Raw genomic sequence first — 25,960 nt, 5'->3', positions numbered from 1 at the left:
AACGAGATGTGTCCACACGATAGGATTTAATCGGTATCTAAGACTACTTGATGAAGAATGTTTCGACGAGCTCAACATGACACCTGTATTTTTTGCAAAGGAAATTTAAACAGCTTCTTAAAATAAACTACAAAAAAAAGCATCCACTAAATTAGCGGATGCTCATAACAATGTATGAAGGATAATATCTTAGCTTATCTTAACATTTACTGCATTTAGGCCTTTTTTGCCTTGCTCTACATCATAGCTTACCGAATCATTCTCACGAATTGCATCGATCAAACCTGATACATGGACAAAAATTTCACTATCGCCATTTGCTGGTACGATAAATCCAAAACCTTTTGTCTCATTGAAAAATTTTACTGTTCCTTGTTGCATTATATTCATTTTTAATATGACGCAAACCTAAACATAAATTATTGAAAATCAGTAAATTTTAAAAAATAAATAAAATTAAAGTTTAGTAAAGCTTAATGACAAAGCTAACTAAATGCAGTTTAAATGCTTTTAAAGATGTCTTATTGAATAATAAAGGTGTTCGCCTCAATTATTTATATCTCAAAAGTTCTACCTTCAGTTGCCAATTCGGTGCTTTCAAATCCGTTTCGGGCTTCTTCTAATAAACCTTCCAAAGTTTTATATCGCGAAGAAAAGTGACCAATAAGCAACTTCTTTGCCTTTACTTTTGTAGCGATTTCTGCTGCTTGTTGTGCAGTGGTATGATGGGTTTCGTTTGCCCTATCTAACATTTCATGCAAAAATGTGGCTTCGTGATATAAAGTATCAGCTGCTTCTATTTGTGCAAAGTAACGCTCATCGTACATGGTATCTGAGCAATAGCAATAAACTTTAGGTGTAGCAGAGTCTGTAGTATAATCTAAGTGTTTGATGTTTCTGCCATCAGGTAAAGCTATATCTACACCTCGTTTAAGCATAGGATAATACTCGATAGGAACCGCATCTTGCTCTAACTTCTCTACAATGAGCTTCCTTAAACGCTTTTTCTCTGTAAACTTAAAACCAGTACAAGGAATACGGTGATTTAGAATAATCGTTTCTACAATCACATCGTTATTCTTAAAAATCACCTCTGGTTTAGCAGGATTAAGTGGATAAAAATTAATTGGATAGCGCAAATGCGTATCAGAATGCAAGAATTGTAAATCGATAATATCTTTAAGTGCTGGTGGAGCAAAAAGATGTAGGGGTTTGGTACGTCCGTTTAAGTGTAAGCTCGATAGCAGACCTACCAAACCAAAAAAATGATCGCCATGCAAATGGCTAATAAATATAAAATCTATTTTAGAAGCCTTAAACCCATACCTTATCAATTGTTGTTGTGTTCCTTCGCCACAATCAATTAGATAATGGCGCTCATTGCAATTCAGCAATTGCGCCGTTGGATTTCTGTTATAAACTGGTGTAGCTGAAGCGCTACCTAGAATCGTTACTTCAAATTTCATTCAATAAAATTACCCTTTGTCCACTCCTCCGCGAAGCTCTTTTTCGATCTCTTCCATGAAAATCAGATCTGTTGCTTCGTCTAGTTTATTAACAAACGTAACAGATTGATGAAGGTTTGACATTTGGATAATTTGTGCAATGCTTTTATTTACACAGCAAACAATAAATATACCATCAGCAGCTTTACAAAGTCTATCGCCAGCAAGTAATGCGCTCAAATCTTGCGCATCATCGCACTCTTTCACAGCAGATAAATCTAAAACAATATTTCTATAGCCTTCTGTATTCAACAGAACAAACTCAGATTTTAAAGCGGGTGTATTATCGTTAGTGAATTTCGGCTCCTCTAATTTCAACACTACGTATTTCTCGTGCTTATCTACACTAAATTTCATAAGTTTTATTTTTGGGTTAACTGTTTTAATTGTTTAACTGGTTAACTGAATAATAGTTTAATTGGTTAATTGTTGCGAACTGCCAACTGAAAACTGTTTATGACAACAACTTTTCAACTGCAGTTTTTGTATTCTCTTCTATCCTATCTAAAATATTTTCCGAAGGATTTTTCACAAATTTCTCCCCGGTTATTTGCTCATAAAGCTCAATATAACGATCTGAAATCGATTCAACAATTTCTTCGGTCATTAATGGCACCACTTGCCCGTCTTTACCTTGGAAACCATTCTCGATTAACCACTTACGTACAAACTCTTTTGAAAGTTGTTTTTGAGGTTCGTTAGCAGCTTGTCTATCGGCATAACCTTCCGCATAAAAATAACGTGATGAGTCTGGTGTATGGATTTCGTCGATCAAATAAATATCATCGCCAACTTTACCGAACTCATACTTCGTATCTACTAAAATCAAACCTCGCTCTGCGGCCATTTCTACGCCTCTTTGGTACAATGCATGGGTATAAGCCTCCAATTTCTCGTAATCCGCCATTGATACAATGCCTTTGGCTAAGATATCTTCTTTTGAAATATCTTCATCGTGTCCCACAGCAGCCTTTGTAGTTGGGGTAATAATTGGCTGAGGTAGTTTATCGTTTTCTTTCAATCCATCAGGTAAAGCAACTCCGCATACTTCGCGTTTGCCTAAAGCATATTCGCGAGCTGCATGACCAGCTAGGTAACCTCTAATTACCATTTCTACTTTAAACGGCTCGCAAATACGCCCAATGGTTACCATTTCATCTGGCGTAGCCAAAACCCAATTAGGCACAATATCTTTTGTTGCCGATAAAAATTTTGCCGCAATTTGATTAAGCACTTGACCTTTATAAGGAATTGCTTCTGGTAAAACCACATCAAATGCCGAAATTCTATCGGTCACCACCATTGCCATCAACTGATTATCAATAGTATATACATCGCGTACTTTGCCTTTATAAAAACTACTCTGTTTTGGGAAAGTAAATTGGGTTTCTTTTACTGCTTTCATGAGGGTATAAAAATAGGAAAAAGATATGAGTATTGAGATGGAGAGTTGAGATTGAGGTTGAGGTTAGAGTCGTCTATTTTGAGTTTATATAGCTACGACCATAAAAAAAGTCCGAAGACAGCATATTCAAACTAACATTCGGACATTATCATCATTTTTTATTGGCCGTATTTGCTAGGTTAAGATTCAAATATTGCTTAATAATTGACTAAAGCTATTTAAAGCAATTCTTCCTATTGAAATTTTATTAACAATAATTTCAACCTCACCATCTAACTTAACAAGCTGAAGACGACCTTTAAACAACATCTGATCGTTACCAGCTAGAAATGCCTTAAGTTTACTTACTCGCTCTATCCTACAAGCAAGTTCATTATCCGCTTTTACAACCACCAGCCTAATCTTATTTTCCACAGGTTCAATTACCAAAGTTAAATTTTCATTTAAGCTGATACTTTTCATTATTGGATATCTCCGTAAGCTTTCAAGATTTGTTTCACTAATTTATGGCGTACCACGTCTTCTCCAGTTAGGTAAATGATATCGATACCTTTAATATCTCCTAGAATACGAAGCGCATTATGCAAACCAGATTGTGCCTTTTTAGGTAAGTCAATTTGGGTAATATCGCCAGTAACAATGAACTTTGCTGTTGGCCCCATACGAGTTAAAAACATCTTTAACTGTAGATCTGTAGAGTTTTGCGCCTCATCTAAAATAACAAAACAGTTATCTAAGGTACGCCCACGCATAAACGCCAATGGGGCAACTTCGATAGTCCTGTTCTCTAGGTACAGCTTTAACTTATCTGGTGGAATCATATCTTCTAGGGCATCGTACAGGGGACGTAAATATGGATCTACCTTTTCCTTTAAATCTCCTGGTAAGAAACCCAAACTCTCCCCCGCCTCTACCGCGGGACGAGTCAAAATAATACGTTTGATTTCTTTATTTTTCAGTGCTCTAACAGCTAACGCTACCGCGGTATAGGTTTTACCCGTTCCAGCAGGCCCAATAGCAAACAACACATCATTCTTATTAATGCTATCTACCATTTTGCGCTGGTTGGCGGTTCGTGCTTTAATCATTAAGCCGTGATTGCCATACACAATAACTTCGCCGCTACTAATTGGGGCAGTTGCAGTTGTTTCGGGAGATGTTTCGGCAGATTTTTTAGAGCCTAAAATAGAATCGACATCATTACTTGATAATGTTCTGAACTGATCTAGGTGAGCCACCAAAGCATTCATCTTCTGCTCAAACTTCTTCAGCTCTGCTTCGTCACCCAAAGCTTTTACTTCACTACCACGAGCTACGATTTTAAGCTTCGGAAATGCAGCTTTGATTAACTCGTAATGTTCATTGTTCGCACCCCAAAATTGTATTTGATCGGTGGTCTCTAGTATCAATTTTATTTCGTTCAAAATATTGTCTTTTTTAAGTTGCGCCCTATGTAATTCGATTTAAATTTGAATATTTGTAGGCAATTTACCTATACGCAAGAATAAGCATAAAAATTTAATTTTTAATGGCGATCATAACATTAACGACAGATTTGGGCTCGAAGGATTTCTATCAGGCTGCTTTAAAAGGCAGTATCCTGAGTATCCTACCAAATGTTAATATTGTAGACGTCACTCACGAAGTACCTGCCTTCAACATTTCGTACGCTGCTTTTGTTTTGAAGAATGCGTACACCTACTTTCCTAAAAACACCGTTCACTTAATTGGAATTGATTCTGTTTTTAACGAAAACACTAAATATGTAGCACTGCGCTATAAAGATCATTACTTTGTAGGCGCAGACAACGGAATTTTCTCACTACTTTTTGATGAACAGCCCGACGAGTTGGTAGAGCTAAATATCATGCAGGATTTGAAGTTTTTACACTTTCCCTTGGTTGATATTTTAGTAAAAGCCGCGGTACATTTGGCCAAAGGCGGTAAACTGAAAGAAATCGGTATCCATGCTGATAATATTGAGCAAAGAATGCTATTACACCCTGTTATAGAACGGGATATCATTAGAGGCAGTGTAATTTTTATCGATACCTTTAACAACGTAATTACCAATATTACCAAAGATCTGTTCACAAAAGTTCAGCGTAATCGCGATTTCACTTTGTATTTTAGAAAGAGTGAAACCATTACACAACTGAGCTGGCATTATAACGAGGTGCCCGAGGGTGAAAAGCTTTGTCTGTTTGGTATTAGCAACCATTTAGAGATTGCTATCAATAAAGGTAAAGCAAGCGGTTTGTTAGGCTTGCACCTCAATGATATTGTAAGGGTAGAGTTTCATCCGTAGCTACTCGCTAAGTAATACTACTTAAACTAAAAGCCCGGTAACAATACCATAAAATCCCCCTATTACATGAAATATTTTTGTACATCATAATCATATGTACAATAACTATTTCTTATGCTTCAAAAACTTGCTTTAAGGTATTTTAACAACTACCTTATCTCTACAACTTTCGTTTGTATTTTTATTATACTGTTAGCCACCCAAAGTAAAGCACAAAACTGGATACCTATTGGCTTACCGAACAGTACACGTACATCAGATTACATGATGCAAAACATATCTACGGCGATACATACCAATGGAGATATGTTTATGGCCTATCATGGCCAATACACCTCGGTATACGTTAGAAAGCTGAATAGAACTACAGGAATTTGGGAAGATATTCGGTCTTTTTCGCCAATGAGTGGCGGCGCAATAGCTACTGCCATTGCCATTACTAAAGACGGTTTACCAATAGTTGCCGTTAAGCAGTGGGGCACGCCTTGGAATATTTTGGTGTATAAAATTGGCCCTAACAACCAGTTAGAACAACTTGGGGGTTTTAACGGCACTTTATATTCGCAATATCAAGCGAATCGTATTTCATTGGCGTTAGATCAAAACGATGTCCCCTATATCATGTACCAATCTACAGAATCTGCCATTTTCATAAAGAAGCTTCAAAATAATGAATGGATAGATATTGGCAATCAGTCTATAGGTATTAGAAATAATACAGACTACATTAAATTATTGTTTGATCACAATAATGTTCCCACAATCTGTTATTCACACAACTTTACCACTAATACTAAAAACGTAGTGGTTAGCAGACTTAATGGAGCCACATGGCAAAATATTAGCAACCAACTTTTGGTTGGTTGGGGCACTAGAGATGTCCTTTTTGATATTGATAGACAAAACGTACCTTATGTATGCGTAGTGCATCAAGATGGAATAACGCTTAAACGCTTAGGAACAGACCAAAATTGGACTGATGCTAGCGCTTTGTTTTCTGGCATTTCCGATGAAACATTCATGCATATCGACAAGGATAACAACATATACATTTCTGGCATAAGAAACTCAAATATACGTAGATTATCTGTCGCAAAATTCAATAGACAAGCGGGATATTTTGAATTTGTTGGCACCCCTCATTTTACTGGCATAACTTACGAAAACACCTTGCTTAGCGACAGAGAAGGAAAAATCAGCTTGATCTGTACCGATAGGAATGTGCGCCCGTATATGTCAACTCGAACTTTTAACCCTAGCAACAACACTTGGGAGATTATTGATAATCCTGGAATTGATGCCACACGAACAGAACGTATTGTTAATGTAATGGATAGAAATATGATTCCTCACGTAGCATATTCTGAGAAAACTGGCAGAAAAGCTGCAGTTAGAAAACTCAATGGAACTGTTTGGTCAAACCTTGGACCCGAAGGTTTTTCTACGGGCACGGTCGAGGGCATTTCGATGACATTTGACAGCCAGGGCGTACCATTTGTATGCTTTTCCGATGGCGACCACGAAAGAAAAGCTACAGTGATGAGATATAACCAGGGGGCTAACAGCTGGCAAGTATATGGTGCGGCAGGTTTTTCTGAAGGAGGCGTTAAAGACCCGTTCCTGAATATAAACCGTAACGATGAAATGTTTATCACATTTATTGATGAAGCAAGAGGAAATAGAATTTCTACAATGAAGTACAACCCAAGCAATCAAGTATGGAACTATTTGGGAGGGCAAGGTTTCTCCTCTCCTGCAAAAAGTATTGCTACCACATTCGACAATCAAGGGAACCCAGTAATTGCCTACGTTAACCACAATGATGAACTTACTTCTGTAAGATGGAACGACAACACATGGACCAACATTGGTACAGGAAATGCTACTACGTCTCGAGTCGCCTTTCCATCAATAGCGATAGATCCTAACAACAATGTAATTGTAGGCTATAAAGACTTGGAAACGAACAAAGCATCAGTTTCAAAAAACATTATTAGCGACGACAATTTTTCGTTCAACAAATCTGGACCAGAATGGGTTTCGATAGGTGAAATTGAAGAGAACGAACACAATCCAGAAGCGCTATCAATTGCGGTAGAAGGTAATGGCACACCTTACATTGCTTATATTGAAAAAGCACAGAACAGCAGAGCAGTCATCAAGCGATTCCATAACAACAGCTGGAAATTAGTTGGGGAACAGGGACATCTTTCGTCTGGGGGTTTAAATCAAATCTCGCTGGTAATTTCGGAAACAGGACAACTTTACGCCGCCTATAATGCCAATGGCATTTTTATGCAAAGCTTTGACACTGGTGTGCTCCCAATCAGGCTCAGCAGCTTTACCGCCAAAAAGGCTTTAAATACAATAACATTAAACTGGCAAACACAAATGGAGCGAGACAATAAAGGCTTTGAGATTGAAAGAAAACATGGCGAACAACAGTTTAAGACTATTGGATTTGTAAGTGGAAATAATATTCCCAGCAATTATTCTTTCATAGACAAACAGCCTAAAGCTAGTGTAAACTACTATAGATTGAAACAGCTTGATTTTAACGGAAACCACAGCTATAGCGATGTGGTAAGCGTTAACTTATCAATTGATGAGAACATGATTTCGGTTTATCCTAACCCAGCGAGCAACTACATCAATATTACAAACATCGACCAGCAACAAACCGCCATCATCTATAACGCATCGGGACAAAAAGTGAAAGAGATTAAAATATCTGGAAATCTGATAAATATACAAGAACTGAAAAATGGTGTGTATTTTATTGTTATTGCAGGCAAAAAAATAAAGTTTATTAAAGCATAAAATGCTAAAAATCTCCCTTACAGCATGATACAATTTTTAAAAAAAACTTGGATATTCGCTTTTATACTTGTTTCAACATTAATTGTTAATGCGCAAGTAGTTCCTACTAGCAACATTGTTTACGTTAAGGAAAATGGCATTGGAAATGGTAGCTCATGGGCCACGCCAAGCAGTCTTGCTGTGGCCTTACAGTGGGCCCAAGCGAACAAAGATAATAACCTATGGAATAGTAGCGATCCATTAAAAATCTACGTAGCTAAAGGTCTTCATAAACCAAGCATTCATCCTAGTACAAACACGCATACAAATGGCAGAGACGCCACCTTTTTGATGGTTAAAAATGTGGAATTGTATGGTGGTTTTCCAGATGGAGGTACACCAACAATGGCTGATCGAAATTGGACAGAAAATGGTACACTTCTAGATGGCGAAACACAAAGTGGATTCCCTGCTTATCACGTAGTACTTGCTGTTGGCAGCCTAGAAAATGTAGTTTTAGACGGTTTTGCAATAAGTGGTGGCCATGCAGATACAAATATTGATATTGTTGTAAATGGGGAGCTAGTTAATCATTCAGATGGCGGTGGGATGCTTAATATTTCATCTTCACCTAAATTAACTAATGTGTTTATTAGGTGGAACTCAGGGCAAATAGGTGGTGGGATTTGCAATCGCCAATCATCACCCTCGCTAAATAATGTTATTCTAGCTGAAAATCATGCATCAATGGGTGGCGGAATAGCCAATTGGTACTCGTCTCCAAGCATGACAAATGTAAATATAGCTGGTAATCAAGTAGGTTTCTATGGTGCAGGAATGTGGAATTTAAATTCCTCACCCACACTAAATAACATATCAGTAACCGGAAACCTAAGTGACTTGTCTGGTGGTGGATTATTTAACACCGCTCATTCTTCACCGATTTTAACTAATGTAACTATCAGCGGAAATCGATCTAATACTGGTGGTAGCGCAATAGAAACTCAAGATATGTCGATGCCCAAACTACAAAACTGTATTGTTTGGGGGAATAGTGGAACTACCATATTTGGACTGATTGATGCTGCTAGTAGTCACAATTTAATTGAAGGCACTACCACAACCAACATACCTAGCGGACTAAAGGCTACAGATATCTTTATCGTTCCACAGCCTTCTATCGATGCTCCTACAATTGCAGGGCTTTATGGCTTAAGAAATGGTAGCATAGCTATTAATAAAGGCAGCAACCACCTATATAGTGGTCTAGATAATCAAACAAAAGATTTAGAAGGGAACAGCAGGGTTTATAAATTTGATAATGGAGGCATAATTGACTTAGGAGCTTATGAATTTCAGGGAGCCCCCCCTATACTCCCGATTAGACTTAGCAGTTTTACAGCCAAGAAGACCTCTAATACCGTAACATTAAACTGGCAAACACAAACCGAACGATACAACAAAGGCTTTGAGATTGAAAGAAAATATGGAGAACAAGAGTTTGGGAAAATTGGCTTTGTGCCTGGAAATAATATTCCCGACAATTACTCTTTCATAGACAAGCAACCTAAAGCAGGCGTAAACTATTACAGGTTGAAACAAGTTGATTTTAACGGAGACCATAGCTATAGTGATGTATCAAATGTTTCTTTTGACCTAGAACAAACCAAAATCTCTTTTTTCCCTAACCCTACCCGTAAATCTATCAATCTGGTAAGTCCTTCGCAAGAAAAAACAGTGAACATTTATAATACCAATGGCGAAAAAGTGAAAGTGGCAAACATTGTTGAGCAACAAATAGATGTAGAAGACCTAAAACCTGGCGTATATTTCATGGTACTATCCAATACAAAAATAAAGTTCATTAAACTTTAAAATAGTGATATGAATAATATTAAAAAATTACTAGTGGTATTTCTTGGGGCTTTAACTTATAAAGCAAAAGCTCAAATTATCCCCAACAACAACATCATTTATGTACGTGAAAACGCAACAGGTAGCGGTGCTTCTTGGAGTGTTGCCGCTAATTTAGCGACTGTTCTACAGTGGGCACAGGCTAATAAAGATTCAAATCTTTGGAATACAGATAATCCTTTAAAAGTCTATATTGCCGAAGGCAGCTACAAACCAACAATACACCCGAGTACAAACACCATAACCCGAGATGAAAATGCAACATTCTTAATGGTGAATAATGTACAACTATACGGCGGTTTCCCAAACACAGGAAACCCTGACATGTCTGATCGCAATCATCTTGTTAATAGCACTGTGCTAAATGGCGAAACATTAGGCGGAACTCCAGCATACCATGTCGTTCTATCAGTGGGTAATGTTGAAAATGCTCTTCTAGATGGTCTTTCTATTATAGGTGGCAACGCATGTGGCGATACAAGGTCTATTGTTAACGGACTAACAATTGAACATCAATACGGAGGAGGAATGCTAAATATGTTCTCTTCGCCACATTTAAATAATATCTCCATCAAATGGAATATGGCAGTCCTTGCTGGTGGAGGCATGTATAACGATAACGCATACCCCACTTTGATGAGGGTAGCTATTTCAGAGAATTCAAGTGATGTTGGCGGAGGCTTAGCAAATGTAAGTTCATCACCCTTAATAGCCAATTCAGTTATTTGTGGCAATTCGTCAAACTTTGAAGGAGGTGGAATATTCAATTGGAATGGCTCTCCCAATTTACACAGTGTTTCCATCATCGGAAATAAAGGAGGTTTTCATGGAGGCGGAATACGTAATTGGCATTTTTCCTATCCTCAACTTACCAACGTAACTATTAGCGGAAACTGGGCTCAAAATGGTGGAGGAATATCAAATCTCAGTACAGAGCCTATCGTATTAATAAACAATAGCATTGTATGGGGTAATAACACTTCACAATCGATATTAGGAAGCATAGATTTCGACAGTAGTAACAATTTAATAGAGGGAAGTACTATTGGAAATATCAATAATATTCCTTTAGATTTAACTGCCGCTGCTATCTTTACAGCTCCCGAATCTTTCCAAACTGCGCCTACAATTGCTGGCAACTACGCTTTGAAACCAAACAGCATAGCCATTAATACAGGAAGCAATGATTTATATAATGGCCTTAGTAACCAAACAAAAGATATAGCAGGGAATGCTAGGGTATACAAACTTGATAATGGAGGTATAATTGATCTAGGAGCTTATGAATTTCAGGGAGATCCTCCCATACTTCCTGTTTCCCTTCTTAGTTTCACGGTAAAAGCGCAACAAAACACAGCAAAAATAGCTTGGCAAACTAGTTCAGAAAGAGACAATAAAATGTTCGTCATCTATCGTAGCAAAGACGAATCGAACTTTACCGCATTAGCAACAATAACCGGCGCTGGCAATTCATCAACGGCAAGTACCTACGAATACCACGATACCCGCCCTTTTAATGGCAATAACTATTATAAACTGGTGCAAGTAGATAATAATGGTTATCAAAATGAACTTGGTGTAAGAATGCTTAACTTTAGCTTAAATACACCAAAGTTTCAAATCTTTCCAAATCCTACCCAAAACTTTGTAAACCTAATATTTGATGCTGGAAAATACAGCATTTTAACTTTGGTAGATATGAACGGCAAAATACTACAGAAGGTTAAAATAAAACCTCACGAATCTGAGCTTAGTCTGTCATTAAGTAATTATGCCAATGGTGTTTATCTTTTAAAATTAGTTGGCAGCGAAACCATTATCCAAAAACTTGTAAAGAAATGAGAAGGCTTGCGTATTAAAACTAAAACACTAGCAAATAAGGCATAAATTTTGATTGCGAATTTGGTATGAAGACAACATATCTTATTTTCCTGTTTTTGCTAGCTTCTTGCCTTAACTTATTAGCACAAGACACCACAGCCTACCAGCTACAACGCAATAAAATTAACGCCATGTTGGCTGAAAGAAGTGCCCGTTTTGGACAATATGATGAAAGCTTGAATGCCAGAACAGGAATTTTTGGCTTTCAAACTAAAAGGGATATTAAAAATTCAAATGAGATCTTAAGACAGATCGCTATTAATGACAACAACATTTTCACCGAATTAAAAGTGCTATTAGACTACAAAGACTTACAATTTCAGGAAGTAAAAACAAATATTGACCATAGTCAAGTAAGAATTGACAGTTATAAAAAGACCATCAGAGATTTGCAGGTAAAGAATGAAGAATTGTTGACTTACAATCAGAAAATTGGTAAAAATGCAGATTATTTACAACTTTTTTTGGCGCTTTTTGTTGTTTCAACAGCGGTTTGTATTTTCATTATCTATAGAAAAAACAAAGCAATGAAAGCTAAAGAGCCGAGTAGTGAAATTAAAGTTTTATAATATGAAGAGAGCGTTTTTGAGAGCATTTTTTAAGGCATTAGTCAAACTCAACAATTTAGTAATGCCATCGTTATATAAAGAAGATCCAATGAAGTTGAGCACTTTTCAAAAAGCTGTGCTAGGGTTTAGATACTGGGCTTTGACAAATTCGATGAAATAAGCAGAAAGCTAAAAGACCAAAGCAGAAAGAGCCAAACAGCAGGCTATCTAAATGCGCTTTAGTCTTTTAGCTTTAAGCTTTATGCTTTCCTAAAATGATCGATAATCAAATTAGCTAATTCTGTACCTATACGTTCTTGTGCCTCGTTAGTTGAAGCACCAATATGTGGTGTTAACGAAATTTTAGGATGTGCTAAAAGCGCAGCAGCCGGAGTTGGTTCGTTATCGAAAACATCTAAACCTGCGAAGGAAACCTTACCCGAGTTTAATGCTTCTATTAAAGCTGGCTCATCAATAGTACCACCACGTGAACAGTTTACCACACCTACCCCATTTTTCATTGCAGCAAACTCTGCAGCACCTAAAATTGGTTTATCGGCAAATGGCGTATGTAAAGAGATGAAATCACTGTTTGCTATTACTTCTTCTAAAGACACTGTAGTTACCGGAATTTCGACCTTAATACCTAAAGTTAGGTTCAAAGTAATGTTACCGCTAAACGGGAATAAATCGTAAGCTAGTACGTTCATTCCTAAACCTAAAGCTACCGCAGCAGTTTCTCTACCAATTCTACCAAAACCAATAATACCGATAGTTTTACCTCTTAACTCAATACCTTTTGCATAAGCTTTTTTAAGATCGTTGAATTTAGCACCACCTTCTACAGGCATTTTACGGTTAGCATCTTGCAAGAAACGCACACCAGTAAATAAATGAGAAAATACCAATTCTGCAACCGACAAAGATGAAGCTGCAGGTGTATTTACAACTGTAACTCCCTTCGAACGAGCATATTCTACATCGATATTATCCATACCAACACCACCTCTACCAATTAATTTTAGGTTCGGACAAGCATCAATAACGTCTTTTCTAACCTTGGTTGCACTTCTAACGGTTAAACCATCGTAGTTTTGCAACGCGGCAATTAATTGGTCTTGCGGAACAGTTTGTGTATCAACTGTAAAACCAGCATCTTCTAATAATTTTTTTCCTATTGGATCTATGCCATCATTGGCAAGTATTCTAGCCATTTTTTATTTTTTGTGTTGTTCTTCGAAACTTTGCATTAAATCTATTAGCGCATGTACGCTTGTAATTGGCAGTGCATTATACATCGATGCCCTGAAACCACCTACGCTTCTGTGTCCTTTTAGACCTTCAAAACCATTTTCATCAGCATATTTGGCAAAAGGTTTCTCCAATTCTGGATCTTCCATCACGAAACAAATGTTCATACGAGAACGATCTTCAACAGCACAAGTTCCTTTGAAAAGTGAGTTTCTATCTATCTCCGTGTACAATGCTTTTGCTTTCGCGATATTTTCTTTCTCCATTTCGGCAACGCCACCTTTAGATTTTAACCATCTTAAGTTTAACATTGCTGTATAAATTGAGAAAACCGGAGGTGTATTGTACATAGAACCACCATCAATATGCGATTTGTAGTCTAACATCGAAGGAATTGATCTTCCAGTTTTACCCAAAATTTCATCCTTAATAATTACTAAAGTTAAACCAGCGGGGCCGATATTTTTTTGTGCACCAGCGTAAATGATATCATATTTAGCAACATCAATTTCACGGCTCATAATATCTGAAGACATATCGCAAACCACGGGAACTTTAGTTACCGGCAATTCAAATAACTCTGTACCGTAAATAGTATTGTTAGAAGTGTAGTGGAAATAAGCACTATCTTCTGGAATTACATAATCTTTAGGAATGAACGTGTAGTTGGCATCTTTAGAAGAAGCTACCACGTTAGCCTTGCCAAAGTGTTTCACTTCTTTGATGGCTTTGCTTGCCCAAACGCCCGAATCTAAGTAAGCAGCGGTTCCGCCTTCTGGCAGTAAGTTCTGCGGCACCATAGAAAATTGCAGGCTCGCTCCTCCTTGTAATAACAGCACTGAATATCCGGAAGGCACATTCAAAAGTTCTTTTACCAATTTTACTGTCTCCGCTACCACACCGTCAAATTCAGGTGAGCGATGCGAGATTTCTAAAATTGATAATCCGTCTTTAAAATCTAGTACTGCAGCAGAAGCTTGCTTAAAAACTTCTTGCGGTAAAATACATGGACCAGCTCCAAAATTATGTCTCATTTTTATTGTTTTTGATTGGCGTAAAATTAACACTTTGACATTAAATATTCGGCTTTTTTATCAACTAAATAACTAACATGACAAACGTTTGAGAAAAACGAAAAACACAGTTTTACTATATTAACCAATTATGATAGTATATTAACTTGTAGCAGACTAGTAAAACAGTGAAATTCAGTGTCTTTTTTTTTTGAAAATCAATTTCGGTAATTCTTCGGTTTCACTAGTCCCGTTTTACGCTTACTTCTCCCGATGAGATCGGGATCGTGTGGACACAAATATTAGCAAATGTCATTTTCCTCCCCCTGCCCCCTCGAAGAGGGGGATATGCAAAATGCTTAAGCGCTGCGTATCCCCCTTTGGAGGGGGATTCAAGGGGGGAGGAACGAGATGTGTCCACACGATAGGATGAGATCGTGCTCGCTTCAACCGGGTTTAGTTAACTCGCAACATTGCAAAACACTTAATGTTACAGACTAGAACATATAACGATTCGCAATTCCTACTGCTTTGCAAGCACTTAAATGTTCATAAAATGTAGAAATATTACAATTATAAAACCGTTGAAATGGTCTATTCTTAGAATATGTCACTTTAGCCTACGATTTAAATCGTAGGCGATCTGCCTCTAGTCAGTGTTATCACTAACTGGGTCTACGAAATTCAAATTCATTGCCGTCTTGCTTTAGCCCAATCTTAAAAAGGTCGCTCCTACGGAGCTTTTACCTGCATGCTTTGGCTTATGCTACCAATAGGTCGCTTCTAAGAGGCTTTGGCTTGTTATATCGCATCCGCATATTGTTCTCGTTAGTCGGAAATAATAAATCCCGTGTGTTAAACTTTGTCAATCTTATTGATATTATGCCTATTAAGATTGACAAAGTTAACAGCTATAAAGCCTCTTATTAAGATGAGCTTAGGGAAGCAGCAGGTTATAAATGGCAATAGCTTTTGCCAATTAAACCCGATAGCAGCGAGCATCCCGATTTTATCGGGATAAAGCGAATAGCGGGACTGCCATTAAAAATGTGACCAACAGTGCTTTTCAGAAAAGAATGAAACTTAAAATTAACGTGAGTTTTGGTTTTCTTTTACTTGTTTATCAGACAATTTAAATAAGCATTAAAAATATGGCTTTAAAAAAGAACCTAAAAGCTGATGCTGAAATAAATTCAGCATGACGAACCGTCCGAACAGTCGCTCTGACCATGCAATAGCTGCGAAGCAAATTTATTTCAGGATCATTTATCTAGGATTAAGCCCCATCATTCGCGTTAAACCTAATAATACCTATTTATTCTTCAGCTTAAAAATAAGCTTAAAATTCAACTGTCTTCCAGTTAAATAGTTTGGAATACCGTAGTTAACATTATTCACATCTTTAAGCCAAAGATAAGACACTGTGTTATTGATATTCAGCAAGTTGAAAACCTCTGCATAAGCTATTACAGAACTGAAATACCTACTTAAAAACTGAGGTTTCTTTAACGCTTCGGCATCTAGAAAATCATTAGAAAAGCCTATATCTACCCTTCTGTAAGCGGGAATACTGAAATTATCTGTATAAGTTTCTATTTGTGGCGAACCTATTGGCAACCTAGAGCCATAAAGTAAGTTTACGTGTACTTTATAGGTTGGGCTTTTAAATAGCCTGTCTTGAAAAAACATCGAAAAGTTAACCCGTTGGTCGGTTGGCCTTCTCAAATATCCAGGATAAATGGTTTCATTGCTTCCTTCGGCATTTCTTGTTAGGTAACTATCTCCAATAACATCTTGGTTGGCACTTAAAAATGAAACCCTAAAAAACGACATCAAATCTTTGATTAATTCTCCACCTAGAGAGAAATCTGCTCCGTAAGTATGCCCTTTAGCAACATCTGTAGCTAGATATTTAATCCTCACGTTATCTATAACATAAGGGATCATCCTATCGGCATATTTGTAGTACAATTCTGAGGTAAACTTCAAACGAGTTCCCAATCCATTAAAGGCAAAATCGTAGCCGGTAGAAACATTATACGATCGTTGAGATTTCTGATCTAAGAACAGTGAACCATCCAAATCTCTAATACTTCTGTAACTTGGCGCCTGACGATAAATACCCGCCGTAAATCGCCAAAGTTTATACTCTTCTGGTCTGTAAAGCATTAAAAACCTCGGACTAACCAATACCTCACCACTTAAATCGTTGTAATTTACTCGAACGCCTAACTGTACATCTGTTTTACTAGATACGGCGTAACTGTCTTGTAAATAAGCAGAAATAGAATTGATTTTGAGGTTGTTATTAGAGAAGATGGCATCTTCAAAAGTGAAAGAGTTGGTATTTGCAGGTAAAATGTAACCAGCAGAATCGATGTAACTATATTCGTTTATTCTGTCTGCATATTTTGCTTGTTCAAACCTGCCACCGTAGGTAAAATCGTGTTTTCCTACACGGTGTTCGATCTTTAATTCTGTACTTGCAATGGTAGATTTTAAGCTGTTGCGGGCGTAGCTGTAATAACTCCCCAAACCTCTATTTTTACGGATTGGACCAAAACCCCCATCACCGTAATTATTATCTACTTCCTCGAAAACGTAGTTACCATCAATATCAAAACGTTCACGTTCATCAATCTCGAAGTAACTGTTGATCCACTTTACTGAAACATCTTTATTAGGCTGAAACAAACCAGTAACTGCACCGCCATAAGTATAGTAATTATCAATCTCCTGCCCTTCGTAATCTACCTTTAAGCGTATTGGATTATTGATGGTACCGAACTGCGTTTCCCTACTTTCTGGCACCAGCCTAAAGCTTCCAGAGTTGAAATTAAGCAAAGTATTGATACTAAATTTGGAACTAAAATTATGTTGGTACAAAGCCTGAAAGTCGTTAAAACTTGGTCTGTAACTTCCCCTTGTATCTTGTGTACCTAATATATTTCGGTTATCCTTTCTTCTAAAGCCCAGCAGTAAATGACTGTTTTTAAATGCTGTTTTTGCAGTGGCAGATATCCCCATTAAACCAGCAGTTAAAATATATTGATTGCTATCTGGCTTGTTGTACCTTACATCGAGAACTGACGACAGTTTATCATTGTATCTAGCATTAAAGCCGCCAGCAGAAAAGCGAGCACTGCTTACAAAATCTGGATTGATGAAACTTAGACCTTCTTGTTGTCCATTTCTTATGAGGATGGGTCTGTTAATCTCAATATCGTTAACGTAGATCAGGTTTTCATCGAAATTACCGCCACGAACGTTATATTGCGAACTTAATTCGTTGTTAGTTGAAACTCCTGGCAAGGTTTTTAAAATGGCCTCGAAGTTCATTGAAACCGTTGGCAAACTAGCAATATCAACTACGTTAATACTTTGGGCATTGTTCAGTTGGTTCTGCTTATTAGTAACCTTAACGGCTTTTAACTCCTTAACATCAGGTTTTAGCATGATGTCTTTAATAATTTCTGCTCCTTTACTTTCACTAAACTTAATGGTTTCTATTTTGTAGCCAACCAACTTGTACCGTAGGCTAAAGTTAGATAAGCGAGATTGAATGGTATATTTTCCATTTTCATCGGTAATACTTGTACCTGCCAATCCTACTAAAGTAACTGTTACTTTGGGTAGCGGCTGATTTTTTTCATCGTAAACCACACCACTCACTTTTATTTGAGCAGCAGCAGTAAGTGAAAAAGCAACAAAGAGGAATAGAAAAAGCGTCTTCGTCATTTATTAGGTTAGATGTGTTGAACAGAGGTTTGAACTTGCTTTAAATCGGCAATCATTTGTGTTGGACTTGGTGCTGCAAAAACGGCATTACCTGCCACGAAAACATTTGCACCAGCTTCAATTAACGAAGCAATGTTATGAATACCTACTCCGCCATCAACTTCTATCAGTAAATTTGGATTAGCTTGTAAAGCCATTTGCTTTAACTCGCTTACTTTATTTAAGGTTTGGAGGATAAATTGTTGCCCGCCAAAACCTGGATTTACCGACATCACCAAAGCTAAATCAATATCGTGCAGCACATCTTTTAAAAGAGAAACCGGTGTATGTGGATTTAAAGCCACACCAGCCTTACAACCTACAGATTTAATTAATTGAATGGTACGATGCAGGTGTGTACAAGCTTCGTAATGAACGGTAATGATATCAGCTCCAGCTTTTGCAAAATCTGCAACGTACCTATCTGGGTCAACAATCATCAAATGCACATCAAACGGTTTTTTTGCATATTTTTTTGCTGCAGTGATTACCGGGAAGCCAAAAGATATGTTTGGTACAAAAACACCATCCATTACATCAACATGAAACCAATCGGCTTGGCTTTGGTTAATCATTTCTATATCACGTTGTAGGTTGGCAAAATCTGCCGATAATATGGATGGGGCAATTAGGTGTTTCATTTATATGGTTTTATCGTCTTTTCGTTTGCTGTCATTACGAGGTACGAAGCAATTCATTTTAAGATTGCTTCGTACCTCGCAATGACGAATATATTGACATTATTGCAAGCACAAAACAACCACTGCAAGGTACAAAAAGAACTCGGAAATTTAATAGTTCTAGAGATCCTTTTGGCAGCCATTTACATCATGCATAATAGCGCCAATGGTGCGACCCCAACATCTATAAGGCCATGTTAGCACCAGAACTAATTACCGGAAGGCAAATAGTTGCAATAGTTCCCCTACCATCCTTACCGGCTGAGATGTTAAAACTTGCACTTTCTTGTTTATCTTGAATGTTAAGCATTTCTATCCTTTCTTTGATAGACGATAAACCTATAGATGTTTCCTTAATGCTACTTTTTGTTGCTGATTTTTTCTTGTTGTTCACTCCAACCCCATTATCCTCCACTGCTATACAAATTCTACCATCATGTAAACTCATCCTAACATCTAAATGATTGTCAGCATTTTGCGATTCGATCAGCCCGTGTAAAATTGCATTTTCTATCAATGGCTGTATCAACATCGGTGGGATCAGGCACTCCTTCAAATTTATTCTATCATCTACCTTAAAAGTATAGGTAAATGAGTTACTATACCTATCTACCTCAAGTTCAGTGTACAATATCAAAGCCTTCCACTCCTTTTCTGCGGTCACTAAACTTTTTGATGAGTTCTCTAAAACCAATCTACTTAGCGAAGCAAACTTCTGTATCAGCCTAGAAGCTGCATTTTTATCATTATCCATAATATACGATTCGATGGAATTAAGCACATTGAAGATAAAATGAGGGTTCATTTGCGAACGAATAGCTTTCAGCTCGCTTTGCGAAAGCCTTTGCCTAAACAAAAACTGGTCTTGAATAAAGGCGATTCTCCGCTTTAGCAAAACCACCACAATTAAAATAACCAAGCTAATACATAGTATAATAAACCAGTTTTTTTCGTACCAAAAAGGTAATACGGTTATTAGCAGCTGTTCTTCTAAACTATATACCTCATCGTTGTTACAGCCTTTTACGTGAAGGGTATATTCGCCATGTGGCATACTTCCCAAAGCAATATCACCATTTTTTACCTGTTGCCAATCAGCCTCTTTACCAACTTTATAAAAGAATTTATTCTCTTGCGTTGCGGTGTAACTTGTAATTGCAAAGTGAATATTTACAATTTTTGTTCCTGCCTTTAATGTAATTATTTTTTGCTGATCCTTGGTTTCAATCTGTTTATCTTGTCCATCAGCACTAATATCCATAAAAATAACCTTTGGAACTGCTGTATTAGATTTCACATAATATGGATTAAACCTGGTTACGTAACCGCTGTAGCTTAAAAGATAATTTCCAGCCCGGTCTGGCTCAAAAAAACCATGCCCTTCGTACTGAAAAGGCAAACCATTGTTAAAATTGAAATAGGTAAATGTCTTCTTTCTATCGTACTTAATAATTCCCTGTTGCGATGGCAACCACAAATACCCGAGCGTATCCACCATTATGCGTTTCAGATTATTTTCGGGCAGTCCCATTTTATGGTCAATTAGCAAGCCCGTTTTATTTTTCTTATCAATTTTCAACAAACCAACTTCCGAAACAGCCCAAATTGTCTTTTCCTTGTCTTGCGCAATATCAGTTACCCAAGTCACTTCACGTATCTTGCCATCCTTATCTTTTACTATAATTTTGGTAAAAGCATCCCTAGGTTTATCGTAAAGACTTATGCCTTTTGTGCCACCAATCCAAAAATCTCCCTGCTTATCTATCAAACACGAATAAATAGAACCTTCAATACTTTTGCCATTTGGCGGATAATGTTTAATGAATTTTTCTGCCTTTGGATCGAAAACATAAATACCATTTTGTCTTGCTCTAATCCAAAATTTACCGTCTTCTCTTTTATATAATTTCGATACAAACAGGTTTTCTTTAATATTCAAATCTAATGGCGGAAGGAAAATTTTGTAACTGTTCCCTGTCTTCCTCACTAGTCCCGAATCGGTACTGAACCACAAGTTCTTTTCACTATCTTGATAAATGCTGCTTATAGATTTACTAAGGAAACTTTTAGAATTTTCGGGCACTTGCGGAATGTGTGACAGCAGCCGCCAGCTTTTATCAAACGCGTAAATCCCTTTAGCGTAGTAACAGGTGATATAAAACCGATCTTCTGTTTCTAGCATGTTATTAGGTATGCCTAAAAGCTTAGGATTGGTTAGTTTAGCCTGCTGGTAAACCGGAATATTTTCAAAATTTTGATAGTTAGGATCAACGATGCTAATGCCGTTATCGGTAGATAGCCACAGCCTATTCTGGCTGTCTTTGGCAATATGGAATATAGTGAAGGCATTTAATGAAGACGGATTTAATTCATCAGACACGTATGCCTTAATTTGGTTATTCTTTAAATTTTTAAGTACTAAACCACCATTTACAGCAACGCACAGCCAATTTTGTTTTAAATTATCGGTCCACTCGGAAATGCTATTTATCCTGGTTATTGGCCCTTTAAATGGAATATCAATTGATTTTACAACGCCATCTTTCTCAAAATACTTTAGTCCATTTGTTGCCTCCCCTAAATAAACACTACCATTTGAAGTTTGATGAAGTGCAAGAATATGATCTTCTTCCTTTTGATGGTTTACAGTTCTGTTCTTCTGATCTATCAAATACAAACCATCATGACCAAGTGCCCACAACCTATACTCCCTATCTTCGGCGATGTGATGAAAACCAACACTATGTTTAACACCCTTTTTAAAAGTTACATAGTTAGTGAAACGATTGCTTTTATAGTTAAACAATTGAATTCCTACAGTTGTAGCCAGCCATAAATTACCTTTGCTATCTACAAAAGGCACACAGTTTTCATCAGCAGCTAAACTATTTTTATCTTTTGGATCGTTAAAAAAATTAGTGGCTTTCCCCGTAATTGGATTAAAACGAGAAAGCCCTTTAGCAGTACCCAACCAAAGGTGATGATCTCTATCCTGTACAATTTTATTTAGTGCATCGTTACAAATAGTTGTAGTATCATTATTATTATGCTTGTATTCTTTTACACCAGTACCATCGTAGCGGTTTAAACCTTTACTAGTAGCTACCCAAATAATTCCGTTTCTATCTTCATAGGTGCATTTTACTGCATTGGTACTTAACCCATCTTTTACGGTTATTTGGTTGAATTTTAGGTTTGGAAATGACTGTGCAATAGCCGTAAAGCTGCCCAAAAGCAGTAATAGCAAAGTGCTTATTAAGTTTCTATAGCTGCAGGCAATCTTTTTTTTCATTTGCGTACATCTCTATGGTTTAGGCTACTGTATTTTCAAAATGCGGAAGAAAAATTTCGGCGACAGTTCCGCTACCTTCCGCTTTTGAACTTATTTCAAAGCTTGCGAAAAATTCGCGTCTTTGCGCATTTATTATCGCAATTCTTTCTTTAATTGATGATAAACCTATAGATTTTTCCTTCACACCTACTTTCGAATCGTCTTTTGTAACATTAGAAATTCCATTTCCATTGTCCTCAACAATAATGCGAATACCTCCTTCATGCTTCTTAAGCTGAACTTCAATGTGTGCATCTGGCTTAGGATTTACGATAAGACCATGCAAAATTGCATTTTCGATTAAGGGCTGAATTAGCATTGGTGGCAAAAGCAATGTACGTAGCTGCAAGCTCTCATCGGCCTCAAAATTAAAGCTGAACGTATTGTTATAACGCATTGCTTCTAGCTCTGTGTACAGTTTTAATGCTTTCCACTCCCTATCAGCAGTAACCAAACTTCTGGTAGAATTTTCAAGAATTAATCTACTTAGTGATGCAAATTTTTGTATTAACCTAGAAGCGGTGTGTTTATCATTATCCATAATATAGGCTTCAATAGAATTAAGCACATTGAAAATAAAATGTGGGTTCATTTGCGAACGTATGGCTTTTAGCTCGCTTTCTGTTAACTGAAATTGATGCTTAAGCAAAAGTTCATTCTGCAAAGCTTCTTGCTTTTGCAGTGCATTCTTAAAACGCAACTGCCTAATTCGATATAAATTAATTAAATATACAATTACTGAACCTAACACTAAAATAGCTAAAATACCATAAAGCCACAGCTGTTTTAACTCTAAACGATTAAGCTCTTGTTCTTGAGACAATGCTTTTACTTTGTTAGATTGAAGTTTTTCATTGTTTTGGGAGATAATGAGCTGCTTCTCCTTTTCCTTATTAATTAACTGTTCGTTTTCTAAAGATATTCGCTGCAAATCCCTAAACTGAACACCCTTTTGAATTTCGGCTTTGTTTAGTGCCAACTGTAAGGCCTGTTGTTTCAACTGCTCGTCTGCCAATAATTGTTTCTGTTGATAAGACAATTCCTTTCGATCGAAATCATATTGCAAACCCATTCTAGTAATTTCAGTTTTCTTTTTATCGTTGCCAATGCTGTCAGAAAACTTAAAAAACTCTTTATGGTAAAAAAGGGCACTATCGGGCTTTTTAAGTACTTCGTAAACCTCACTTAACCCCAAACTTGCATCTCTCTTAAGTTCTGTTACATTCAAATCATTACCTATCTTCAATGCGTTAAGCCCATAGGTTTTTGCTTTCGTAAAATCTCCTTTTTTTAAGTACGCAGATGATACATTTTGGTAATTGAAGCCTAAACTCTTAATACTGCTTATTTTTTTATTCAATTCGATAGCCTTTAGACCGTATTCTAAAGCTAAATCTGGCTGTTTTATGTTGGCATAATACGCAGATAAGTTTCCGTTTTCTCTAGCAACAGATCTAATATCTCCAACCGAATCTGCTAATTTCGCTGATAGCTTACCATATTTAATAGCCTCGGCAACGTTCTTATTTTTGAAATGTATAGTAGCAATGTTAGACAGCGCATTAGCTTGTCCAATATGGTTGTTGTGCTTTTTTAAAATGAGATAAGACTTCTGATATTGTTCCATGGCTAGTGTCAAATTGTTCATTTCATTATAAACGGTTGCCATGTTCATATAAGTGATAGCTACTTCAAGTTCATTTTTCTCTAAATCAAACTTTTTTAATGCAGACAAATAATACCTTAATGCATCTGGATATTTAGATTGTGCCATATAGACAATACCAATATTAGCATAGCCGCCAGCAATTCCGTAATCATGTTTGATCAGTTCATCAATACTTACGGCTTTATGCAAAAATTCAAGCGCTTCAGGATATTTAGATAGATAAAACAAAGCCATTCCTTTTACTCTATAAGCTGCAGATACAATTTGCTTTTTCTTTATTTTATCTTGAAAAGAGATAATCTCTTCTACATATCGTATGGCAGCTTTTGTATCTGGATGAATTGTTTGTGCAGCTAAATTAAACAATGTTGTTGCCCGCTCATCATCTTGTTGCGGATGCTTGTTCAATGCAATAATTAACGAATCTATTTTTTTGTTCTGTGCTTTTGAATTAGGAGCAAAAAGAACACAGCTAATGCAAACACTTAAAAACGTAAAAATATTTCTTGACCTATTAAAAAGGATTTTTATCGACATGCAATATTGTATTAAACTATCCTTATTAATTATAACATAATATAATAAATTAACATAAAGTTAAACTAAGCTATATTAGGTATTTACTCATTTATACTACTTATTCGCTCAATGCATTAAAAAAATTGATAAGTCCTAAGCTTAAATTTCTAAATTATACCGAATAATTACATTAATTGGCAAGTTTGTTTTCTAACTGCTTATCATGTTTCGCTCATTAAAAAAAGACTTTTACTCATTATGTTAAAATTTAAGCGCTGTACTTTCTAAGTTTAGTTGATAAAAAAGCTTAAGCTGTAAAAAAGTAGCCATCTTTTTATAATACGCATTAAAAGATGGCAGACTTTCTAAATAAATTGACGAAATTGAAGTAAACAAAATACCATGTTAAAAGCAGCGATTTTAGACGACGAAATTAAAGGAAGCAAGTTACTTGCGCATAAACTCGATATTTTCGAGGATGAATTACAAGTAATTGGCATATTTAATGAGCCTACAAAGGCATTAGACGCAATTACAACATTAAATATCGACGTACTGTTCTTAGATGTAGAAATGCCCGGAATGAATGGTTTTCAATTTTTGGAAAGATTGGGCACTTTTAACTTTGAAGTTATTTTTTCGACGGCTTACGATAGCTACACCCTAGAAGCGTTGAGAATTAGCGCTGTAGACTATCTGTTGAAACCCGTAGACCAAGACGATTTGAGAACTGCTATTACACGGTTAAGGAAACGGGTTGCAGAAAAACATATGTACAAGGCTATAAAACAAGATAAAAAACAGAGCAACCGACTGGCTTTACCTACTGCAGAAGGAGTTTATCTGGTAGAAAAATCGAACATTTTACGAGTTGAAGCCATGAGCAATTACAGCGTGTTCTTGCTTACAGATGGAAAAAAAATTGTAGTTTCTAAAACGCTAAAAGATTACGAAACAGCATTAGATGACGAGCATTTTATGCGAATTAACCGCTCGGTCATCATCAACCTAGATTATGTAGTGAAATACCGCAAAGGCGATGGAGGAACCTTAGAACTATCAGATGGTGCTGAAATTGAGGTATCGCCACAAAAGAAAGACCTTTTATTGCAGCGTTTATTTTAAGCACAAGGCGATAGAATTTCGAAACACGAGAACCAAAGATTTTTTGAAGGTTGTTTATAGATCTTCCAATGAAATAGTTAAAACCCTTCTTAAGCATATTTTTCCAAGCCCACGATTTAAATAGTGGGCTAAAAACGGAGGATAAAAAACACAGCATGTTATCCATAAACTAAAAATCCCTTCCAGTAAAACTGAAAGGGATCAAATTTATCTCTTTTCCGACTTTCGGATTTTC

General features: G+C 36.7%; 18 protein-coding genes. 6 read left to right on the top strand and 12 right to left on the bottom strand.

Annotated elements, in window-relative coordinates; all coding sequences use genetic code 11:
- Nucleotides 1-189: 189 nt before the first annotated feature.
- The 6 genes from REI64_RS01825 to REI64_RS01800 all read right to left on the bottom strand — a co-directional run bounded on the left by REI64_RS01825 (nucleotide 190) and on the right by REI64_RS01800 (nucleotide 4,334).
- On the bottom strand, nucleotides 190-381 hold the full coding sequence (locus tag REI64_RS01825; protein ID WP_308848374.1) for a cold shock domain-containing protein: 192 nt from the start codon (nucleotides 379-381) through the stop codon (nucleotides 190-192).
- Between the two features lie 173 nt (nucleotides 382-554).
- Nucleotides 555-1,466 carry a ribonuclease Z gene (locus tag REI64_RS01820; RefSeq protein ID WP_308848373.1) on the bottom strand — a complete coding sequence of 304 codons (912 nt, stop codon included), beginning with the start codon at nucleotides 1,464-1,466 and terminating at the stop codon, nucleotides 555-557.
- A gap of 9 nt (nucleotides 1,467-1,475) precedes the next feature.
- Nucleotides 1,476-1,862 carry an STAS domain-containing protein gene (locus tag REI64_RS01815; protein WP_308848372.1) on the bottom strand — a complete coding sequence of 129 codons (387 nt, stop codon included), beginning with the start codon at nucleotides 1,860-1,862 and terminating at the stop codon, nucleotides 1,476-1,478.
- 97 nt (nucleotides 1,863-1,959) lie between these two features.
- On the bottom strand, nucleotides 1,960-2,910 hold the full coding sequence (locus REI64_RS01810; protein WP_308848371.1) for a phosphoribosylaminoimidazolesuccinocarboxamide synthase: 951 nt from the start codon (nucleotides 2,908-2,910) through the stop codon (nucleotides 1,960-1,962).
- Between the two features lie 186 nt (nucleotides 2,911-3,096).
- Nucleotides 3,097-3,372: a hypothetical protein gene (locus REI64_RS01805; protein WP_308848370.1), complete on the bottom strand. Its 276-nt coding sequence runs from the start codon at nucleotides 3,370-3,372 to the stop codon at nucleotides 3,097-3,099.
- Nucleotides 3,372-4,334, bottom strand: coding sequence for a PhoH family protein (locus REI64_RS01800; protein WP_308848369.1), 963 nt, complete (start codon nucleotides 4,332-4,334; stop codon nucleotides 3,372-3,374). Before REI64_RS01800 ends, REI64_RS01805 begins: the two co-directional genes overlap by 1 nt.
- Nucleotides 4,335-4,438: 104 nt before the next feature.
- Between REI64_RS01800 and REI64_RS01795 the strand changes: the two genes are divergently transcribed.
- The 5 genes from REI64_RS01795 (at nucleotide 4,439) to REI64_RS01775 (ending at nucleotide 12,381) form a co-directional block, all read left to right on the top strand.
- Nucleotides 4,439-5,218 (top strand): SAM-dependent chlorinase/fluorinase, encoded by a 780-nt coding sequence (locus tag REI64_RS01795; protein ID WP_308848368.1) that lies wholly within the window; start codon nucleotides 4,439-4,441, stop codon nucleotides 5,216-5,218.
- Between the two features lie 114 nt (nucleotides 5,219-5,332).
- Complete coding sequence (locus REI64_RS01790; protein ID WP_308848367.1) at nucleotides 5,333-8,038, top strand: T9SS type A sorting domain-containing protein; 2,706 nt, start codon at nucleotides 5,333-5,335, stop codon at nucleotides 8,036-8,038.
- A gap of 24 nt (nucleotides 8,039-8,062) precedes the next feature.
- Nucleotides 8,063-9,892, top strand: a complete 1,830-nt coding sequence (locus tag REI64_RS01785) for a T9SS type A sorting domain-containing protein (protein ID WP_308848366.1) — start codon at nucleotides 8,063-8,065, stop codon at nucleotides 9,890-9,892.
- A 9-nt stretch (nucleotides 9,893-9,901) separates the two neighbouring features.
- Entirely contained in the window at nucleotides 9,902-11,773 is a 1,872-nt protein-coding gene (locus REI64_RS01780) for a T9SS type A sorting domain-containing protein (protein WP_308848365.1), read from the top strand.
- A gap of 65 nt (nucleotides 11,774-11,838) precedes the next feature.
- Complete coding sequence (locus REI64_RS01775) at nucleotides 11,839-12,381, top strand: hypothetical protein (protein WP_308848364.1); 543 nt, start codon at nucleotides 11,839-11,841, stop codon at nucleotides 12,379-12,381.
- 239 nt (nucleotides 12,382-12,620) lie between these two features.
- On the opposite strand, the gene REI64_RS01770 is transcribed toward REI64_RS01775, so the two are convergent.
- The 6 genes from REI64_RS01770 to REI64_RS01745 form a co-directional block, all read right to left on the bottom strand.
- Entirely contained in the window at nucleotides 12,621-13,574 is a 954-nt protein-coding gene (locus REI64_RS01770) for a D-2-hydroxyacid dehydrogenase (RefSeq protein ID WP_308848363.1), read from the bottom strand.
- A gap of 3 nt (nucleotides 13,575-13,577) precedes the next feature.
- Nucleotides 13,578-14,645: a 3-phosphoserine/phosphohydroxythreonine transaminase gene (serC, locus tag REI64_RS01765; protein WP_308848362.1), complete on the bottom strand. Its 1,068-nt coding sequence runs from the start codon at nucleotides 14,643-14,645 to the stop codon at nucleotides 13,578-13,580.
- 1,290 nt (nucleotides 14,646-15,935) lie between these two features.
- The gene (locus REI64_RS01760; RefSeq protein WP_308848361.1) at nucleotides 15,936-18,362 is read right to left on the bottom strand and encodes a carboxypeptidase-like regulatory domain-containing protein; all 2,427 of its coding nucleotides are present in this window, start codon (nucleotides 18,360-18,362) and stop codon (nucleotides 15,936-15,938) included.
- 8 nt (nucleotides 18,363-18,370) lie between these two features.
- A complete protein-coding gene (rpe, locus tag REI64_RS01755; protein WP_308848360.1) occupies nucleotides 18,371-19,042 on the bottom strand; it encodes a ribulose-phosphate 3-epimerase in 672 nt (223 codons plus the stop codon).
- A gap of 223 nt (nucleotides 19,043-19,265) precedes the next feature.
- Nucleotides 19,266-22,373 carry a two-component regulator propeller domain-containing protein gene (locus tag REI64_RS01750; protein WP_308848359.1) on the bottom strand — a complete coding sequence of 1,036 codons (3,108 nt, stop codon included), beginning with the start codon at nucleotides 22,371-22,373 and terminating at the stop codon, nucleotides 19,266-19,268.
- Between the two features lie 19 nt (nucleotides 22,374-22,392).
- Nucleotides 22,393-24,618 carry a tetratricopeptide repeat protein gene (locus REI64_RS01745; RefSeq protein WP_308848358.1) on the bottom strand — a complete coding sequence of 742 codons (2,226 nt, stop codon included), beginning with the start codon at nucleotides 24,616-24,618 and terminating at the stop codon, nucleotides 22,393-22,395.
- A gap of 384 nt (nucleotides 24,619-25,002) precedes the next feature.
- On the opposite strand from REI64_RS01745, the gene REI64_RS01740 reads away from it, so the two are divergent.
- Entirely contained in the window at nucleotides 25,003-25,725 is a 723-nt protein-coding gene (locus REI64_RS01740; RefSeq protein ID WP_308848357.1) for a LytTR family DNA-binding domain-containing protein, read from the top strand.
- Nucleotides 25,726-25,960 lie beyond the last annotated feature (235 nt).

This window comes from Pedobacter sp. (assembly GCF_031119335.1).
In the GTDB taxonomy this organism is placed as follows: domain Bacteria; phylum Bacteroidota; class Bacteroidia; order Sphingobacteriales; family Sphingobacteriaceae; genus Pedobacter.
Note: the sequence above shows the minus strand (reverse complement) of the source record. Positions and strands in the feature narration are given on the sequence as shown.

Coding starts and splice junctions, on each gene's coding strand:
- REI64_RS01825 (WP_308848374.1), bottom strand. CDS start 381: ATGCAACAAGGAACAGTAAAATTTTTCAATGAGACAAAAGGTTTTGGA.
- REI64_RS01775 (WP_308848364.1), top strand. CDS start 11,839: ATGAAGACAACATATCTTATTTTCCTGTTTTTGCTAGCTTCTTGCCTT.
- REI64_RS01745 (WP_308848358.1), bottom strand. CDS start 24,618: ATGTCGATAAAAATCCTTTTTAATAGGTCAAGAAATATTTTTACGTTT.
- REI64_RS01815 (WP_308848372.1), bottom strand. CDS start 1,862: ATGAAATTTAGTGTAGATAAGCACGAGAAATACGTAGTGTTGAAATTA.
- REI64_RS01760 (WP_308848361.1), bottom strand. CDS start 18,362: ATGACGAAGACGCTTTTTCTATTCCTCTTTGTTGCTTTTTCACTTACT.
- rpe (WP_308848360.1), bottom strand. CDS start 19,042: ATGAAACACCTAATTGCCCCATCCATATTATCGGCAGATTTTGCCAAC.
- REI64_RS01740 (WP_308848357.1), top strand. CDS start 25,003: ATGTTAAAAGCAGCGATTTTAGACGACGAAATTAAAGGAAGCAAGTTA.
- REI64_RS01810 (WP_308848371.1), bottom strand. CDS start 2,910: ATGAAAGCAGTAAAAGAAACCCAATTTACTTTCCCAAAACAGAGTAGT.
- REI64_RS01820 (WP_308848373.1), bottom strand. CDS start 1,466: ATGAAATTTGAAGTAACGATTCTAGGTAGCGCTTCAGCTACACCAGTT.
- serC (WP_308848362.1), bottom strand. CDS start 14,645: ATGAGACATAATTTTGGAGCTGGTCCATGTATTTTACCGCAAGAAGTT.
- REI64_RS01805 (WP_308848370.1), bottom strand. CDS start 3,372: ATGAAAAGTATCAGCTTAAATGAAAATTTAACTTTGGTAATTGAACCT.
- REI64_RS01790 (WP_308848367.1), top strand. CDS start 5,333: ATGCTTCAAAAACTTGCTTTAAGGTATTTTAACAACTACCTTATCTCT.
- REI64_RS01750 (WP_308848359.1), bottom strand. CDS start 22,373: ATGAAAAAAAAGATTGCCTGCAGCTATAGAAACTTAATAAGCACTTTG.
- REI64_RS01795 (WP_308848368.1), top strand. CDS start 4,439: ATGGCGATCATAACATTAACGACAGATTTGGGCTCGAAGGATTTCTAT.
- REI64_RS01770 (WP_308848363.1), bottom strand. CDS start 13,574: ATGGCTAGAATACTTGCCAATGATGGCATAGATCCAATAGGAAAAAAA.
- REI64_RS01785 (WP_308848366.1), top strand. CDS start 8,063: ATGATACAATTTTTAAAAAAAACTTGGATATTCGCTTTTATACTTGTT.
- REI64_RS01780 (WP_308848365.1), top strand. CDS start 9,902: ATGAATAATATTAAAAAATTACTAGTGGTATTTCTTGGGGCTTTAACT.